9 protein-coding genes are annotated in these 15,725 nt (G+C 46.2%); 6 read left to right on the plus strand and 3 right to left on the minus strand.

The window, feature by feature from the left end; translation table 11 throughout:
* The first annotated feature begins 39 nt into the window (after positions 1–39).
* The 6 genes from ACZ2XM_RS14080 to ACZ2XM_RS14105 all read left to right on the plus strand — a co-directional run bounded on the left by ACZ2XM_RS14080 (position 40) and on the right by ACZ2XM_RS14105 (position 10,590).
* Complete coding sequence (locus ACZ2XM_RS14080; RefSeq protein WP_490588743.1) at positions 40–2,238, plus strand: TonB-dependent siderophore receptor; 2,199 nt, start codon at positions 40–42, stop codon at positions 2,236–2,238.
* A 178-nt stretch (positions 2,239–2,416) separates the two neighbouring features.
* Positions 2,417–3,610, plus strand: coding sequence for a siderophore-interacting protein (locus ACZ2XM_RS14085; protein WP_490588744.1), 1,194 nt, complete (start codon positions 2,417–2,419; stop codon positions 3,608–3,610).
* Between the two features lie 240 nt (positions 3,611–3,850).
* Positions 3,851–4,477: a hypothetical protein gene (locus tag ACZ2XM_RS14090; RefSeq protein ID WP_490588745.1), complete on the plus strand. Its 627-nt coding sequence runs from the start codon at positions 3,851–3,853 to the stop codon at positions 4,475–4,477.
* 309 nt (positions 4,478–4,786) lie between these two features.
* Positions 4,787–6,955, plus strand: a complete 2,169-nt coding sequence (locus tag ACZ2XM_RS14095) for an ATP-dependent helicase (protein ID WP_490588746.1) — start codon at positions 4,787–4,789, stop codon at positions 6,953–6,955.
* Between the two features lie 989 nt (positions 6,956–7,944).
* Positions 7,945–9,576, plus strand: a complete 1,632-nt coding sequence (locus ACZ2XM_RS14100) for a phosphatase PAP2/dual specificity phosphatase family protein (protein ID WP_490588747.1) — start codon at positions 7,945–7,947, stop codon at positions 9,574–9,576.
* Between the two features lie 99 nt (positions 9,577–9,675).
* Positions 9,676–10,590: a phosphatidate cytidylyltransferase gene (locus ACZ2XM_RS14105; RefSeq protein ID WP_490588748.1), complete on the plus strand. Its 915-nt coding sequence runs from the start codon at positions 9,676–9,678 to the stop codon at positions 10,588–10,590.
* Positions 10,591–10,623: 33 nt separating this feature from the next.
* Here the strand turns inward: ACZ2XM_RS14105 and ACZ2XM_RS14110 are convergent, their stop codons facing one another.
* From ACZ2XM_RS14110 to ACZ2XM_RS14120, 3 genes are read right to left on the minus strand one after another with little or no spacing between them, the layout of a single operon-like run.
* Entirely contained in the window at positions 10,624–11,490 is an 867-nt protein-coding gene (locus ACZ2XM_RS14110) for an SDR family NAD(P)-dependent oxidoreductase (protein ID WP_490588749.1), read from the minus strand.
* A complete protein-coding gene (locus tag ACZ2XM_RS14115) occupies positions 11,487–12,758 on the minus strand; it encodes a patatin-like phospholipase family protein (protein WP_490588750.1) in 1,272 nt (423 codons plus the stop codon). The genes ACZ2XM_RS14110 and ACZ2XM_RS14115 overlap by 4 nt, the downstream gene beginning before the upstream one ends.
* Positions 12,758–15,616: an alpha/beta fold hydrolase gene (locus ACZ2XM_RS14120; protein ID WP_490588751.1), complete on the minus strand. Its 2,859-nt coding sequence runs from the start codon at positions 15,614–15,616 to the stop codon at positions 12,758–12,760. The genes ACZ2XM_RS14115 and ACZ2XM_RS14120 overlap by 1 nt, the downstream gene beginning before the upstream one ends.
* Between the last annotated feature and the right edge of the window lie 109 nt (positions 15,617–15,725).

A 15,725-nucleotide genomic window follows, 5' to 3' on the forward strand; every position in this document is an offset into this window, starting at 1 on the left:
TATTCTGTCAGAGTTTTTCACTTTCAGTAAGGACTATTTATGTCGCCTGTTTCTGCTACTTTTCGTTTGTCACCGCTGTGCTATTCGTTATTATCTTTACTTTGTGCCTCTGTCTCTTTTTCTACTTCTGCAGCAGCAGCTACTCCCACGGTCACTGAAGGGCAGCCTGTAGCTCAGCCTAATGCTACCCTAGATAAAATAGTTATCACGGCGAATCCGCTTTATGTGACTGACCCTAGTGAAGACAACGAGTTATATAACGCCAACGTCGCTACAGTCGGTACCAAGATTCCAGATTATATCGAAAATATCCCTCAATCTATTAGCGTCATTACCCAAGCAAAAATAGATGACTTAAATGTCGAGACTTTAGACCAAATGGCCAAGCGCACTACGGGCCTGCGAGTACTACAAAATGATGATGGCCGCTCCTCTATTTACTCGCGCGGTTATGAGTACGACCAATTTAGCATCGATGGTTTGGCGTCACCTATGGCAAGTATTAATGGTACCTTGCCCAACCTTGCAGCGTTTGACCGAGTTGAAGTCATGCGAGGGCCTTCAGGACTCTTTAACTCAGCGTCAGAGATGGGCGGTGTGGTCAACTTAGTGCGCAAGCGTGGCAAGGTGGATGGCCCACAAACCTTTAAGGCGAGCGTAAGTAATCCAACAGGTTATGAAGTATCAGCCGACTTGCAGGGCAGTTTGAGCACGGATGACAGCACGGTAGGCCGCGCAGTGGTGCAATATAACCAAAAAACTAACCCTGTAGTAGACGACATCGGTGGTGACGATAATAGCAACAGTACCATCTACTTAAGTGCAGACAAACAGCTGAGTGACAGCACTAAATTTGGCGTGGGCTATCTACTGCAAAGCCGAGATATTACCCCGGATAATGGCTTGCCCTCTTATACGGATGGTAGTTTATTATCGCTACCGAATGACCAGTTTTACGGCGCTCGTTGGAATGATTTTAATAATGAGAGCCATGATATCTTTGCCGATTTTCAACATCGCTTAGCCAGTGAAGGGGTAGTCAGTGGTGGGGTTCGTTACTCAAATAGAGACGCTGATTATAACTATGCCTTTGGGGGCAGTAGCGTAGTAGATGGTAAAACCAACGTCGCAGGGCTCGGTGTTGAGGTGCATGAGACAGCGTTAAGTGCCGATATTAACCTCAGTCAGCCCTTTATCTTAAATGACCTACAGAGCGAATACGTACTTGGTGCCGATTATAAGCGCTTTAATGCGGATACCGCCCGTGCCAGCAGCCAAGCACTCGGTAAAGGCCTGACTGTAGAGCAGATTAATAATTTAGAGCAAGTCGATATTTTAGAGTTGGCTCGCAATGGGCAGCCTGGCTATCGCTTGACCCATACGGACAATACCCTTAGCGAAACGGGTGTCTATGGCAAAATCAACTATAAGCCTTTGGATCGATTAAACCTCATCGCCGGTGGCCGGGTCAGCCGTTATAAAGTTGAGAGCGATGACAAGGTTAGCAATACGCATATGAGTACGGATGATAGCAGTAAGGCCACAGGCTATGGCGGTTTGGTCTATGAGTTGACGCCGAATATCAATGCTTATGGCAGCTATACGCAAGTCTTTATGCCGCAGTATGTGGCTAATAAAGCGGGTGATATTCTTAAACCTCGTGAAGGCGAGCAGGTGGAAATCGGTCTAAAAGGCCATTGGCAAGACACGCTATCTGCGCGTATCAGTGGCTATCAGCTCACCGATGAAAATGCGGCCGCACCGACCCAAGATGGCGACCAGGTGGCCATGGGCAAGCGCGAGATGCAGGGCATAGAGCTGGAGGTCAATGGAGAAATCCTACCTAATTGGCAGGTGTCTGCCGGTTATAGCTACCTTGATAGCGAGATTAAGCAAGCCTCTAGCGACCGTGATGATGGTATTTTCTTATTGATGCCTAAGCACTCCGCTAATCTATGGAGCACTTACAAGGCTACAGATTTACTACCGCAGCCTTTAACGATAGGGTTAGGCGTCAACGCAGTCGGTAAGTTCTCCTCTTCACAAGGTCTACAAGCGGACGTCTATTACACGTGGGATGCGATGGTGAGTTATCCGTTTCAAGAGCGTCTGACCGGACAATTGAACATTTATAACTTATTCAATGATGACCACTATGTGCGGGTCGGTTCGCCCAATACTTTCAATATGCCAGGCGATGAGCGCGAAGTAAAAGCCTCACTGACGTATGAATTCTAATAACGTCAGCAATTGAGCAATTGAGCAATTGAGCAACTGGGTGGCCGGTCTCTCGCAGTAGTAGGATGCCCCACCCATTTTCACCATTACGGTTGCTAATAAATAGCCTTTATTGCAGCCACAACTATTTAAGCTATAACTATTTAAGCCATAAAGTGTTTATATTAAAGGGGACAATATGCCACAGTTAGCGACAGCATTCCCGGCAGTACTCAGCGATAAAACTCCGCTAGCCGTGGTCGATAAAATCAAATTTATGACGCATGTTAATGAAGAGCATCAGGATGAGCTGGCCTTATTCATTGAAGCCTTCACCGATGACTCCGTAGCGGAGGATAGAGTCGTGCAGGTGGCTGATGTCTATACAGATGGTTTATTGCTCATCTCCCAATCTGTTACCGCGCCATTGGTTACATCAGCGTCAGCGTCATCGCCATTATCGCAAACAGCTCAGCCAGAGGAGTCTGCAGAGAGCGATGAGGATGATGATATCGAGCAATATTTCATCGCGTTTGAAAATAAAATAGCAGGCGATATCACCCTAAAATCGCAATATATTTTACTGCTGCAGAGCGCTTCCAAAAAACTTGGCAAGCTAGCTATTAAGTTACAAGACCGGCAGTTTACCGTGACCGACAGTTATTATGCCAGTCCCAGTCTGTATAGAATGGTGGTGACCGCGCCAGCCGATACGCCTTTAGACCATCCTGGCTATGCTTATCTGTTTGACGTCTATGCGGACTTAACCGATGAAAGTGCAGCGTTAGTCGCTAAGAGTAAAGGCGATAAATTGCAGCGTTACTATACGTTAAGAAAAGCTTGGCAAGACCCGCAGACGCAGCAAGTGCATGCTTGGGTAGATGCCTACATTCATGGCAGTACTCCTGGCGGCGATTGGGCTTTGCGGCAACAGGCGGGGATGACGTTAAATAGTGTGCGTGATTATCCCGAAAAGATTGCCCATTTATCAACAGGACAGTGCTTGCTGATTTGTGATGAGACCTCGCTACCAACTGTCGCCAATCTCTTAGAGACCTGGCAAAATCCAGTAGCGCCGGTGGTCATTGCAGTGACGAATGACCCAGAGGAATTAGCATATCTACACGCGGTTGAGCTGAGTGAGCCTTTAGCACAGCGTCAGGGCTTTAAAACTGACAACATAATAGCGGTCGTCAATACGCCAGAGGTATACTTAACAGACACTATTATGGGATTGCTTGACACGCATCCTGCTCTTGCTAATTTGACGATTGAGAAGGTCTGGGGAGCGCTAGAGGCACAAGACGCCAAGACCTTAAGACGACAATTAAAAACTGCGTTGCAACTGTCGCGCGAAGACCTCGTGTTAAAGGTTTATTGGCGGGCGCAATAATAAAGTTAATAATCAAGCTAGGCAAACGTAGTCAGGAGCGATAAACTTCCTCCGCTAATACCCTAGCTATTTTGATTTAAACCACCCTAACCGGTGGTTTTTTAATGGCTCTTTTAATAGGTTATTTGTGTTTTTAATTTCGAGTTTTCAATAACAGTGATAGATATCTAAGTCTTTACTATTGCTGAACTATTGTGGATGTTATACAGTTGTCTGATTGATAAATTAGAGATGAAACCAATGAAAAAGTTAGCGGTATGCGCGTCAGTATTAAGTTTAGCTGCTTGTGGCGGTGGTTATGACGATTTGGATGCTGCCAGACCCGGTGGCGGTATTGGTTCGACCGTGACCAATCCTGATAATAATGGGGATAACGGTAATAACGGCGGCAATGATAATAATCAGTTTAGTGATTGGAAGTACGGCTCACAAACTGAAGGCAACAATACCTTCTCCACGCGTGCGACCGTCGTTTCAGACAATACTTTCACCGTCCCAACTGAGCCCGACTTTCAGAAAAGAGTGTCGGCTGAGGTGCAAAGGACCGCTATAGCGACCGGCGGTATTGCAGAGACAGTGACCATTAATACGGTTGAGCCGGTGAAATGTACGCCCAGTTGTGATGTCGTCATAAGTTTTGATGGGGTTACTAGTAGATATCGTATGACTCAAGCTAGCGATAGCATATTGAAACCGCTAGATAAGATTGTGGAAGACCGTCTATTTAATCAATTTACTACGGCAAAAGAAGCCATAGTGACCCTACCGTTTATGTCTTTACCGCAACCGTTTGAAGCAAAGTTTAATATTAAAAATTATGATGTTAGCAAGATGAGATTAACTATTGAAGAGACCACGGCGCCGTAAATAAATAAAGTTTTTGGCTGTACAGCAACCACCTTAACGGGTGGTTTTTTTACGGGCTATTATGACTTGAGTTCATTTAAATTTGCCTGTAGAGCTTAAGGTTGACTGCATGACTAAGCGGGTAGGACTCCTATTGTCCCAATTCCGTAAACTAGGCTAGATTTATAACCCGTAAAATATTGATTGGGCAGAGCATATGGTATATTCAATAGCGTGATATTTGTTTGCCGCCAAGCCAACGCTTGCAGGGCACTGTTATACTGTAGAACCCCCCAATCTAATAACCAATAAGAACCACTGGAAGTCACCATGGCGAACACCGCTTTTGATATTGATAGCTACACTTACCCTGATTTGCATGAAGAAGTCCGTGGCAAAATTAGCCACTTACAAGAGTCGATTAGCAAACTTGAAGCCAATCTAATTGATGCTGATATCGATGAGGATGGCGTTAGTAAAATAAGTCAGCGGTTAGCGAAGCAAGATTTGGCGATCAACTATGCTAGCGAGCTCAATCCCAACCAGTTATTAGCGACCACCACTATTGATGGCAAGATATTAGTGATTGCAGGAGCGGGCTCGGGCAAGACTAAGACCCTGACTTACCGCACCAGCTATTTGCTTGAAAACGGTGTTGCTCCAAGTAGCATCTTGCTACTGACCTTTACCCGTAAGGCGGCGAATGAAATCAAAGGCCGCGCTCGTGCTCTGCTGTCGGCAACACTCGATGACAGCCAGCGCCTCAATAATATCACTAGCGGTACCTTTCACTCGTTTTGCAATATGCTCCTGCGCAAATACTCTGGGCTGCTTGGTATTAGCACCAATTTTACGATTTTGGACACTATCGATTCAGAGGATGCGTTAGATCTGATTATCAAAGATAAAAAATATCCGATTGATAAAAGCAAACAAGCCTTTCCGCGCAAAAGAACCCTGCAGAAAATGATTTCGACCTCGCGCAACCGCCGTATTCTCCTGCGCAATCTTATTGAAGACAACTACCCTGACTTGGCTATCCATACCGCGATTATTGAGCAATTGGCGGAGGATTATCATACTTTTAAGCGCAGTAATCACCTGTATGACTTCGATGATATTATCGGACAAGTCGTTTACCATTTGCGTAAAAATCGTCGTTTTAGAGAAATCCTACAACAGACCTATCGCCATGTAATGGTTGATGAGTATCAAGATACCAATATTCCGCAAAAGCAGCTGATTGATTTGATTTGCGAGCCGGACTCAGTATCGCTAATGGTGGTGGGTGATGACAACCAAAGTATCTACGCGTTTCGCGGTGCTAATTACGAGAATATCTTATTGTTCGGGGAGACCTATCCTGAGGCCAAGCTGATTAAACTGGAGCAAAACTATCGCAGCAGTCCCGCTATTTTGAACTACGTTAATGCCTTGTCTGAGCAAATTACGCTCGGCTATCAAAAACGGCTGTTTTCTAATGTCAGTGTTGACGGGTTTAAGCCCATATTCTGCCGCCGTACTGATGAGCGCGCAGAGGCCAGCTATATTGCCGACACTATCATTTCGCTAAAAGACGATCAGGACTACAAAGACTTTGCGGTACTTTGCCGCACCTCCTTTCAGTCGAACTACATCCAAGTAGAGTTTATGGAGCGGGGTATTCCTTTCATTGTGGTGGGCGGGATTAAGTTTATCGAGCGCCGCCATATCAAAGATATTTTGGCCTTTATTAAGGTGCTCTTTAACCCTAACGATACGATTTCTTGGCATCGAATACTCACGCTATTACAAGGTATTGGCGATGTCACGGCAGTACGGCTGACGAAGGCTATCAATGAAAATAATAACTCTTTTGCGCCACTCAAAGACCCTAAGATGGGCAAAAAAAGTGAGCAGTTAACCCCGCTTCATGATGCTCTTGAGGCAGCCAGTAAGGCGAGCAATGTGGAAGCGGTGCTGGATAAGCTGCTAGAGTTTTATGTGCCTGTCATGAAGCTACTGGAAGAAAACTGGCGTGAGCGAACGGAAGACTTTCGCGTGTTAAAAAACCTCGCTAAAGAATACGACAGTATCGAGCGTTTCCTAGAAAACCTAGCTTTGGACCCGCCGAATGATTCGGTCGCCACGGTGGACAAGCCCAAAGATGAAAACAATGATGCGGTAACTATCTCAACCATTCATAGTTCTAAGGGACTAGAATGGCCTATCGTTTTTGTGAATTGCCTGCTTGATGGTATGACCCCGCACCATCGTTCCATTGATGACTTTGAGGCGGTAGAGGAGGAGCGCAAACTGTTTTATGTGGCCTGTAGCCGCGCAAAAACTCGGCTATACATGACCGCCCCCGACTATCTGGCAAGTTTTTCAGGCTACTTTGATAAGGTCTCGCGCTTTATCGCGGAAGTGCCCGAAAAGACGCTGACGATCTATGAGAGCCCCCGCAAGTCGCGCGATACTTTGTTGAATCGCCAGCCTGACGAGCCTGAGTGGTGGTAGTCTGAAGTCATTGCCTTATAAGCTATATCTTATAAGACTATAGGTCAATGACAGGAAAAAGGTACAGCAACCAGTCCCATAATTCAAAAACCTGTTATGGATGGTTCTGCTAGGGCATACCCTCAATCACAATTTTTTGACCTTAATTAGCTAAGCAAAGCACTTGGAATTTTGATAAAAATTATTGTAAATAAGTGAAATTTGTATATTATTGCAATAAACTAACTTGGAGATATTCTTATGAAGAAATTTGTAGTAATAACAGTTCTATCAGTAATGAGCGTAGTTTCTATCTCCGCTAATGCATGTCCAAAGGGTGAACACCCACATGGCGGTACAGGTTCTCATCATAAAGGCGGATATTGTTCACCTTAGTTAAAAATCTAATTATTGATTGAATATAAAAAAGCCCGTCAACTAAGACGGGTTTTTTATCCTAACTATTTGAAATGACTCTAATAATGTTGTACATTTTTTTGTTAATAGCGACCAATTAATAACTACAGAATTCTAAAACACTTGGGATATAGCCTAATGTTCGATGTCTCTACAGCGCACCGATCAGGAATAACCACAAATTTTGGGTATCTAATCCACTACCCAAAAGTAAAGGTTAAGAAGTTCACACCCTCAAGCTGAGGTTATGCCAAAAAGACAGCAATCAGGCAAAACAAAAAGCGATTTTTGGTATTGAGAAAAACAAATAATAAGTAAGCCCTAAAACACTTGGGATATAGCCGAAAGTTTGTGTTCTAGTATAGGAGTCAAACAGAAAAATCACTGCTAGTCACCTAGTCATAATGTGGTATATTTCAGCAGAGAGTTACTGACATCTTTATTTAGCAATGGTTACAGCTGCTAGTTTATTTCCTATTGTAGGAGACACACTCAAAATATCTACTGAAAACATATCATTGACCTAATTGACCTACAGACCCATAAGGATTCAGCTGTGCTAAGGTTAAGGTTGGGGTTAGGGAGCTAAGGCTATGGGGCGTGCAGCGATGGTAACTAAAGGGGCACGGCTTCAGCAGTTAGCATTGTCGCTATTAGTATTTTATCTGCTCTATACGCTGACCAATCTATATGGTGCAGCGCTATACCAACTGAATCCTAGTCATATCCAGAACTTAGCTTTACCGCTAGACCGTAATATTCCGTTTATCCCCGCAATGATCGTCCCATACAGCTGGTCGCTACTGTTATTTTGCGCCAGCTTTTTTATGGTGCGCACCTCGCAACAGCTGACCTCATTAACTCGCCGCTTAATTCTCGCTACTTTATTCGCTACCCTTATTTTTTATCTCTATCCTGCACGCTTCTCTTTTATCCGGCCAGTAACTCGCGACTGGACGCAGTTTGGCTATCAGTTTTTAGCGGTGACTGATAAACCGTTTAACCAATTTCCCTCCCTGCATGTGAGCTATGCCTTGCTGCTGGGCGTTTCGCTATGGGAAGTAGTATCTCCGCAAAAGGCCACGTTACAGCTACTCTATCGGCTAGTACTTTCGGTAGTTTGTGCGCTAATTGTCCTCTCGACACTCTTTACTTATCAGCATCATTTGCTCGATATAGTGGGGGGATTCGGGCTGGCGGGAGTGGTGTTGTGGGTTGGTAATAGACTCCGCAATGGGCTGGTGCTGAAGTATCTTAGCGTGGCTATCGCTGGCTTTATTATGCTAGCGATTGGCGGGTTTTTCCTAGCTGTGAATTTAGGCATGGCGGCGTTGCAATACATAGCTATTGCCTTCGCACTCTATTGGTTGATCAGTTTTTTAGCAGTAGCATGGGGCTATCAATACCCAAACTTATCTCGCAATCAACGTTGGTTTAGCAAAGACTCGCTAGGCCAATTAACCTTGGGCACTTGGCTAAGATTCGCGCCTTTATTAATGGCTTATAAACTGATGTCAGCGTTAGGGCAATGGCATGCTCAGCGTAATGAGTGCCAAGCCGCTAATAAGGTTGAGCCTTTCTTAACCTCTGTACAGCCCTTTAAGACAACGGTAGTCACCATTGCCTCAGCGCGATTATCAGCAATCAACTTAGCTGTCCAATTACAGCATTGGCAACGTAGCCCTCATGCTGCCCCTCTAAGTGCTATAAAACAGCAGTTACACCAAATTATCGTGATCGATCTAGCGGCAGAATTAACCAGTCATTATGCGGCACTACCCAATGTACTGCCGATTATCCCAATAGATTCAAAGCGTAGCAAAACGCCACAGCATTGTGAACAGCAGCTTTCGCGCTTGCGACCCTTCCAAAGCCAGTACCTTTATTTCCCATTATTAGATTTAATGCCCTTAAGCGATATAGCAGTGAGCGATTGTCTAGCCTTGTTTCGTCAAATCGATGCATTGGCAGGGATTAATAAGACGACTCAGGATCGCTCGCAGCAAAATGGACAAACGCTTAACGAATTAATAATCATCAATTTTCAATGTGTTATGGGATTTTCTCGCAGTGTCGGTATCACCGTTTTATACCTAGCTTATTGTGGTAAGCTGACAGTAGACAGTTATCGAGCTTGGCTAGCGCAGCACTATCCGCGTGCTCGGCTACCAGAGTCCTATCTACCTGCTGCGTTAATAGCTGCTATTGCCGCTGTCAATAAGTAGCCTAATGGTCATTATGATAGTCGCTATGTTTGTCGTTATAGTAGCATTCTTGGTGACCTTTATGATGACAGCGGCCTTTTATAATGAGGTTAAGACCTGATGCTAACGCCTGATTATCTTTTCATTATCCTCATTATGACCGCGAACACACTGGTATTGACGGTGCTGTCATTACCTAAATATCGCCGCAAATTGCCGAAAATATATTGGATTGCTCGTTCGTGGTGGTGGATGCTCGCCCTGCTGTTTGGCTGTTATCTCGTGTCGTCTATTCAAAGTAGAGCAGGGCACTACCCGTATTGGTGGGCATTAGATGGGCTGTTTGTAATGATTGGGTTGCGTGGTCTCTATGAGATATCGCGATTGGGTCGGTTAGCGAGCAAGAGCAAATTGCTGCATAAGCTCGCCACACAAGTCTCCGCTTTAGAACGGTTAAGCGAAAAAAAGGCTACGGAACCTATGTTCAGCAATATCACGCCTGAAACGAAAGAGTCTGCAATGACGCTAGTGATACGCAGTCCTCTTGATGCGCTAATGGTGGTTAGCCTGTTCACGTTGATTATCAGTCTTATCTTTTTGCACCATCTGACTTGGGCACGCGAGGCGTCTGGTATTTTGCTGTTTGTGTTATTTGCTAGCCAGTTTAATGATATTGCTCAATATCTGTGTGGTCGCGCCTTTGGTGGGCGATTTTTTCAGCGTAAGCTCGCGCCAACGATCAGCCCCAATAAAACTATTGAAGGGGCGCTATTTGGTACTTTAGTCTCGGCCTTATTGGCGACAGCATTAGGGCTCTGGCTCACCCCATTTAGCGCGCTCGTTTGTTTTGGTTGCGCTTATTTATTGGCGGTCAGTGGGGTGATAGGAGACTTATTCGAATCGGCATTTAAACGTCGGCATGGCGTCAAAGACACCGGTACGCTGCTGGCAGGGCATGGCGGGGTTTTGGATCGGATTGACAGTTTATTAATTGGCTTTCCACTATTTACGTTGCTGTATTGGCTAATTATTTAGTCCTCAAGCCCGTTATTCACAAGCTAACTCTTTTTACCTAACCCTTTTTTTATCCAACTGTCGCTGCATTAAAAAATTGAGCAGCGGGGTAGGCAGTTTGTTTAAGCCATAAGTGAGATAGCGCATCGAAGCCGGGAAGATGGCCAGCGCCTCATTTTCCTCAATGGCCTTGAATATACGTCTGACAGCCACCTCTTCTGCCACGATAAAGGGCTTATGGCTGGCATCACCGTCATTGAGATCTCGCAATGCTTGGGTATCGATGTAGCCCGAAGCGATACAGGTCACTTGGATGTTAAAAGGGGCGAGGGCCAAGCGGTAAGCGTCAGCGCTAACCATCATAGCGCGTTTGCATTTGCCATAAAGGCTAGCATAGGGGTAATCCAAGACGCCAGCGATAGAAGATAGACACACTAAGGCGGGATCATTGTCATAGCGCTTGGCCTCATTGTGCTTATTGTCATTGTAGGTGTTAGTGCGGCCTTGGGCTTTATTAGCAATAAGCTGCTCACTAGCCCAGTCAAACACGGCATGAAAGGCCTGCAAGTTGACACCGAGCATACGCGCGCTAGATTCTTTGTCCAAGGTGAATACGCGCTCGTTCAGATACCAACCGGCACTATAGATTAGCCGCTTAAACGGTTGCTGGGCTAGCCGTGTAAATAAGGCGTTACGCTGCTCTACTTGGGTGATATCACACTGAATAGTAGTCAGCTCAGGCTGCTGCTGATTTAGCTGCGAGATTTTATTGGGGTTGCTACCGACCACAATCACTTGCCAACGCAGCTTGAGATGCGCCAACGCTAGAGCTAAGCCAATACCACTGGTGCCGCCAATGATGATGACGCAAGGTAAGGAGTTATCAGGGTTCGGGCCCAGATAGGGCGGGTTGACCGTCATAGTTGCCCCTTGGTTTGCTCTAGATAAGCGGTGGTGCGCGCGTGGCCATAATCCCACTGTGCCTGCATTTGCTTCACAAAGTTGGCGTAATCGGCATGGATTAGGTCTATCAACCCTGCCTTTAAATTAATGCGTTTGCGCACGTGTTGACCAGCCAGTGCCTTGGCATTATCGGCAAAGGGCAGCCAATGAATACCAGACGACCGAGCTGTGTTTTGGGCTTCGCTTCGATTACTATGACTATCAATATCAACAATACAACTACTAACACCGCTATGAGTATGGCTATGAACTTGATTTAACCTTTGATTCGGGTCAAAACCAAACACTCGCTGAATAGCTGGTGCGGCCAAATGTTTATCATACGGCGATTTAGTTTCGGCAAATACGGTCTGCCCCAACTGGCAAGCCAACTCAATCGGGGTCAGGTTAATGACGCCGCCCAAACACCACCCCAAATCGGTAATATAAGTCGGCTGTAAATAGTACATGTCGGCCATCGAGGCGCGCACCGCCTGACGGATATCCCAGTCATAACTCGTATGTACCTCACGGGTAATTCTATGCGGGGCATAAGGGTGGGTAGGGCAGGTAATCTCAGCACTTAGCTTAGGATAATGAGTCAGTTTATTCGGTGCGAATAAGATTTCTTGCAACTGTACCGAGTTGGGTACTATTAATGGAACAGCGTTTGTGTCTTGGTGGGGTCTCGTTACTGCAGGCAGTAAACGACTGGCAATCATAGCGATATCGCTGCGGTGCTGCTGAGCACTCTGAGTGTGAGTGGCTAAGCTAGCATTGGTACAGGCTTTTAGCTGGTCTAGCGCCAAAAACCACTCATCATTTTCCCCCATTGCAAACATCGCCAAATGCTGTAGCTCAGCGAGCAATTCATCATGGCTCTCTTTAATCTGCCGCTGGCTCAGTTTATGTGGCTGCCGGCTCAGGCGCCAACGCTTTAGAGCGTTATAAAAGTAGTCTGGGTACTGCGTAGTTAGCCCTAAAGTTTTAGCCGTACTCTTTACAGGTCGGCGTGGTTGACTGGCACGAATGACCTCATAAAACTCACGGCTCTGCATCAAAGCCTTGAGTTGCTGCGGCTCAGGAGCAAGGTCTACCAATAAGGCCGCCAGACTGCCACCACAAGTGGCCAGTATCAGCTCAGGTCTATGGCCTTGCTCACAGAGGGCGGCGTAACTGCCGAGATAATAGCCAAAGCGAGTGCCACCCCCCGAGAAGAGTTGCACACTATTATAAGGCGTCTCCATTATTTCCCCTTAGGGGATGCAGGGGAAACAAGCTTATCACTCCCAGGATTAGCCGCTGCAGCACTGGTGGTTTTAATCGCTAAGGACACGGTAAAAATACCAAAGCGGTCAATGCGCATATCGACCTTGGTAAAGCCAGCTTGCATGACCAGTTGATCCATCTCTAACTGCGAGCGACAACGCATCACCCAACTGCTGCCGCGATGGTTGTTCAAAGTTTTGCTAATAAACTCCTGCTCAGGGTGCCAAGGCTGGTTGGTATAAATAAAGTAGCCACCCTCGACCAAGCTGTCGTAAATACCGGAGACCGCAGTACTGACCAAAGCGTTATCAGAGAACAGCTCAAACACTCCGGAAGCTATGGCCAAATCAAAGGCATTAGCATTTTCACCTGTAGAATTAGACACGTAGCTATTAGGGTCAAAGGCATCCTTTTCGATAGCCTGCACACGCGCGCTCATCTCAAGCTTAGCCGCTTTATCGCTTAACACTTGGATATTATGCGCATCATAGTCCCTTAGCTCAGCGTTTAAATTCGCAAATTCAGTCAGTAAGTCAAAGACATAGTAGCCATTGCCACTGGCGATATCGAGCACCCGAAGTTTTTGTTTATTACCAATTTCAGTGCTTGATAGAGCTGAAGAGTGCGCCTGTTGACGCGCTGCAATAGCCATCCGCGCTAGCTCCAATAAATGCTCACGGCGAATGCGGATGCCTTGCCAACCAATATTACTCAAGTAAAATTTATCGACCGCCTTGCCAAAGACATTTTTACCTTTTGGCTCGTTACTATAGACCTTATCAAGCGAGCTACCCGAGTCAAAGCCATGCTCAAGACCGGTGGCAATGGCGTCGCTGACGTGACCAAATTTCTGCATGGCAAGGCGGGTAATGGCAAAGCTGGGGTTAAAAGGTTTAATCGCCAGACGGTCGACTTTATCTTTACTGGCGCTATGCTTGTGCGCTTCTGTCAAATCTACGGTTGCGACGGGTACGGCAAATAAGCTATTGGCGAAGTCAATACAATCGGCAAAGATGTCAACTTTGTTGGTCTCATGAAATATCGCATGGAAGCTATCGGGATAGAGCTGCCAGCGTTTATTCGGGGCACTGATTTGCTCATAGAAGTCGCGCTCAGCTTGTTTATCCACCACGTAGTCTTTGCCTGCGCATAACACAAAGGTCGGTGCGGTAATGGCAGCAGCGTCATCCAATAAGCGTTGCCCCGTGGCATGGGTATCGATTAGTAAGTCGCTAGAGATCGAGCCTGAGATTAGAGGGTCCGCATTATAAGCAGCCTGCGCGTCTTTATCATGGGTCAGTACTTGCGCTTTGACATAGCTAGAGACCCGCGACATTAATCCTAGCTTGCGAGCGAATTTTAGTGCCGGTATCGCTAGGGGAATGTACAAACGAATGCTAATCGCTGGCGTACCCAAGATCATGCCACGAATAGTAGGGGCATAATCGTGTACCCAAGCGGCGGCCAACACGGCGCCAATGCTACTGGCAACGATCAGGGTGTCTTCGATAGCGATTCCCGTCTGCGCCATCACTAAATTGACGAAGTCATTGAGGTCGCGCTCCAATTCCGTGACGCTATCGGCGTGGTCTTTGATGCCACCGGAGCGGCCATTGCCACGCGCATCCCAAGCAAAGACTTGGTAGCCGGCTTGGGCAAAGCTTTCGCCCAACTCGCTTAGCCGTCCTGAATGCTCATGACCTCGGTGTAACAGGATGACTTGTTTTTGCTCACTATGTTCGGCGATATCAGCAAGCGGCATAGTCAGCCAATAGCGATAGTAGAGCGCCGTCCCATCATAGGCATTAAAGCAGCTTTGCTCCGCAATTATGGTTTCTGGTGTCGTCTTCGCTGGCATAGCCTGTGTGTTGTCTTGCGCTTTATTATTATTATTCATAGTCAGTCTTCCTTGAAGATGAGGCAGGCTCGCAGGCTGCTTAAGTAGTTTTGACGCGGTGCTATCATTTGATGTAAGGGTGTTATTTAATGAGATAGGCAAAGTAGTTAAGGTAGAGGAGAGGGCAGTATTGCTAGGCGCGCTTGTCTTTGCTACTAATGTTTTTGCTGCCTCTAATAGAGGTGGCGTTACGTTTAAAGTCCTGGCTATTGGAGCAGGATGATAAAGCTCAAAGTACTTTTGCGCGATAAAGCGTAGGCGGTTCAGACTGGTCTTGAGCAACAGCAACTGGTTCAGCAGCAATAACGGTTGGGTTACTCTATAAACGGGGACGCCCAAACTGACCAATGTGCCGATGATGCCCAATTCTAAGGCTCTATCACTTTTGCCTAAAGGGCCATGATTGGCACGTTGGCCTGTGAGTTTATCCGCGCTAATGGCAATTAATTCGGTCAGCGAGCTTAGTCCATTTACTATGGTTAGCTGGTGAGTATTTTTTTGAGGAGTGGTATTAGCAAGATGGGGCTGCAAGCTCGCTATCAACAAAGTGTCGGCAACGATATCCCCTGCTTCATTTAATAGTGCCCCGAGCTTGGACGCTTGGTTGTGCTCGCGCGCCATCATGCCATCGATAGCATTGAGTGCCATGCGGGCAAATAGGGCAGTGGGCAGGACTAACCATACTAGATTAGATGTCGCTAACTTATTTTCTGAATTAGATAACGCTATAGCTGTGGATTGACCAACAACGTTGGTTGGTATCGATGCTTTTTTTTGTAAATCAATAGCCGCTTGAGCATAGATAATATAAGCCGTCCCTACACTTAATATAACGGCACTAACGGTTACTTGATTGGCGGTAAATCCTTGCCGAACCAAAGCATTACTGATTGGGCGCAGCTGGTCCTGAAACTGAGATTTAAGCTGATACAATGACATAATCCCTCATCTCATAACTATAGACTTAGCAATCGTAGCATATCTTTTGATAGCTGAAGGTAAATGATAGTGGTAAGCTGAAGAAGCCCGCGACATAATGCAGACTAAG

The sequence above is a fragment of the Psychrobacter sp. CoH-33_TS_01 genome (assembly GCF_058189395.1).

Excerpts from the sequence above, each read along its gene's own strand:
- ACZ2XM_RS14105 (WP_490588748.1), top strand. The coding sequence starts at position 9,676 with ATGCTAACGCCTGATTATCTTTTCATTATCCTCATTATGACCGCGAAC.
- ACZ2XM_RS14090 (WP_490588745.1), top strand. The coding sequence starts at position 3,851 with ATGAAAAAGTTAGCGGTATGCGCGTCAGTATTAAGTTTAGCTGCTTGT.
- ACZ2XM_RS14110 (WP_490588749.1), bottom strand. The coding sequence starts at position 11,490 with ATGACGGTCAACCCGCCCTATCTGGGCCCGAACCCTGATAACTCCTTA.
- ACZ2XM_RS14115 (WP_490588750.1), bottom strand. The coding sequence starts at position 12,758 with ATGGAGACGCCTTATAATAGTGTGCAACTCTTCTCGGGGGGTGGCACT.
- ACZ2XM_RS14100 (WP_490588747.1), top strand. The coding sequence starts at position 7,945 with ATGGGGCGTGCAGCGATGGTAACTAAAGGGGCACGGCTTCAGCAGTTA.
- ACZ2XM_RS14120 (WP_490588751.1), bottom strand. The coding sequence starts at position 15,616 with ATGTCATTGTATCAGCTTAAATCTCAGTTTCAGGACCAGCTGCGCCCA.
- ACZ2XM_RS14080 (WP_490588743.1), top strand. The coding sequence starts at position 40 with ATGTCGCCTGTTTCTGCTACTTTTCGTTTGTCACCGCTGTGCTATTCG.
- ACZ2XM_RS14095 (WP_490588746.1), top strand. The coding sequence starts at position 4,787 with ATGGCGAACACCGCTTTTGATATTGATAGCTACACTTACCCTGATTTG.
- ACZ2XM_RS14085 (WP_490588744.1), top strand. The coding sequence starts at position 2,417 with ATGCCACAGTTAGCGACAGCATTCCCGGCAGTACTCAGCGATAAAACT.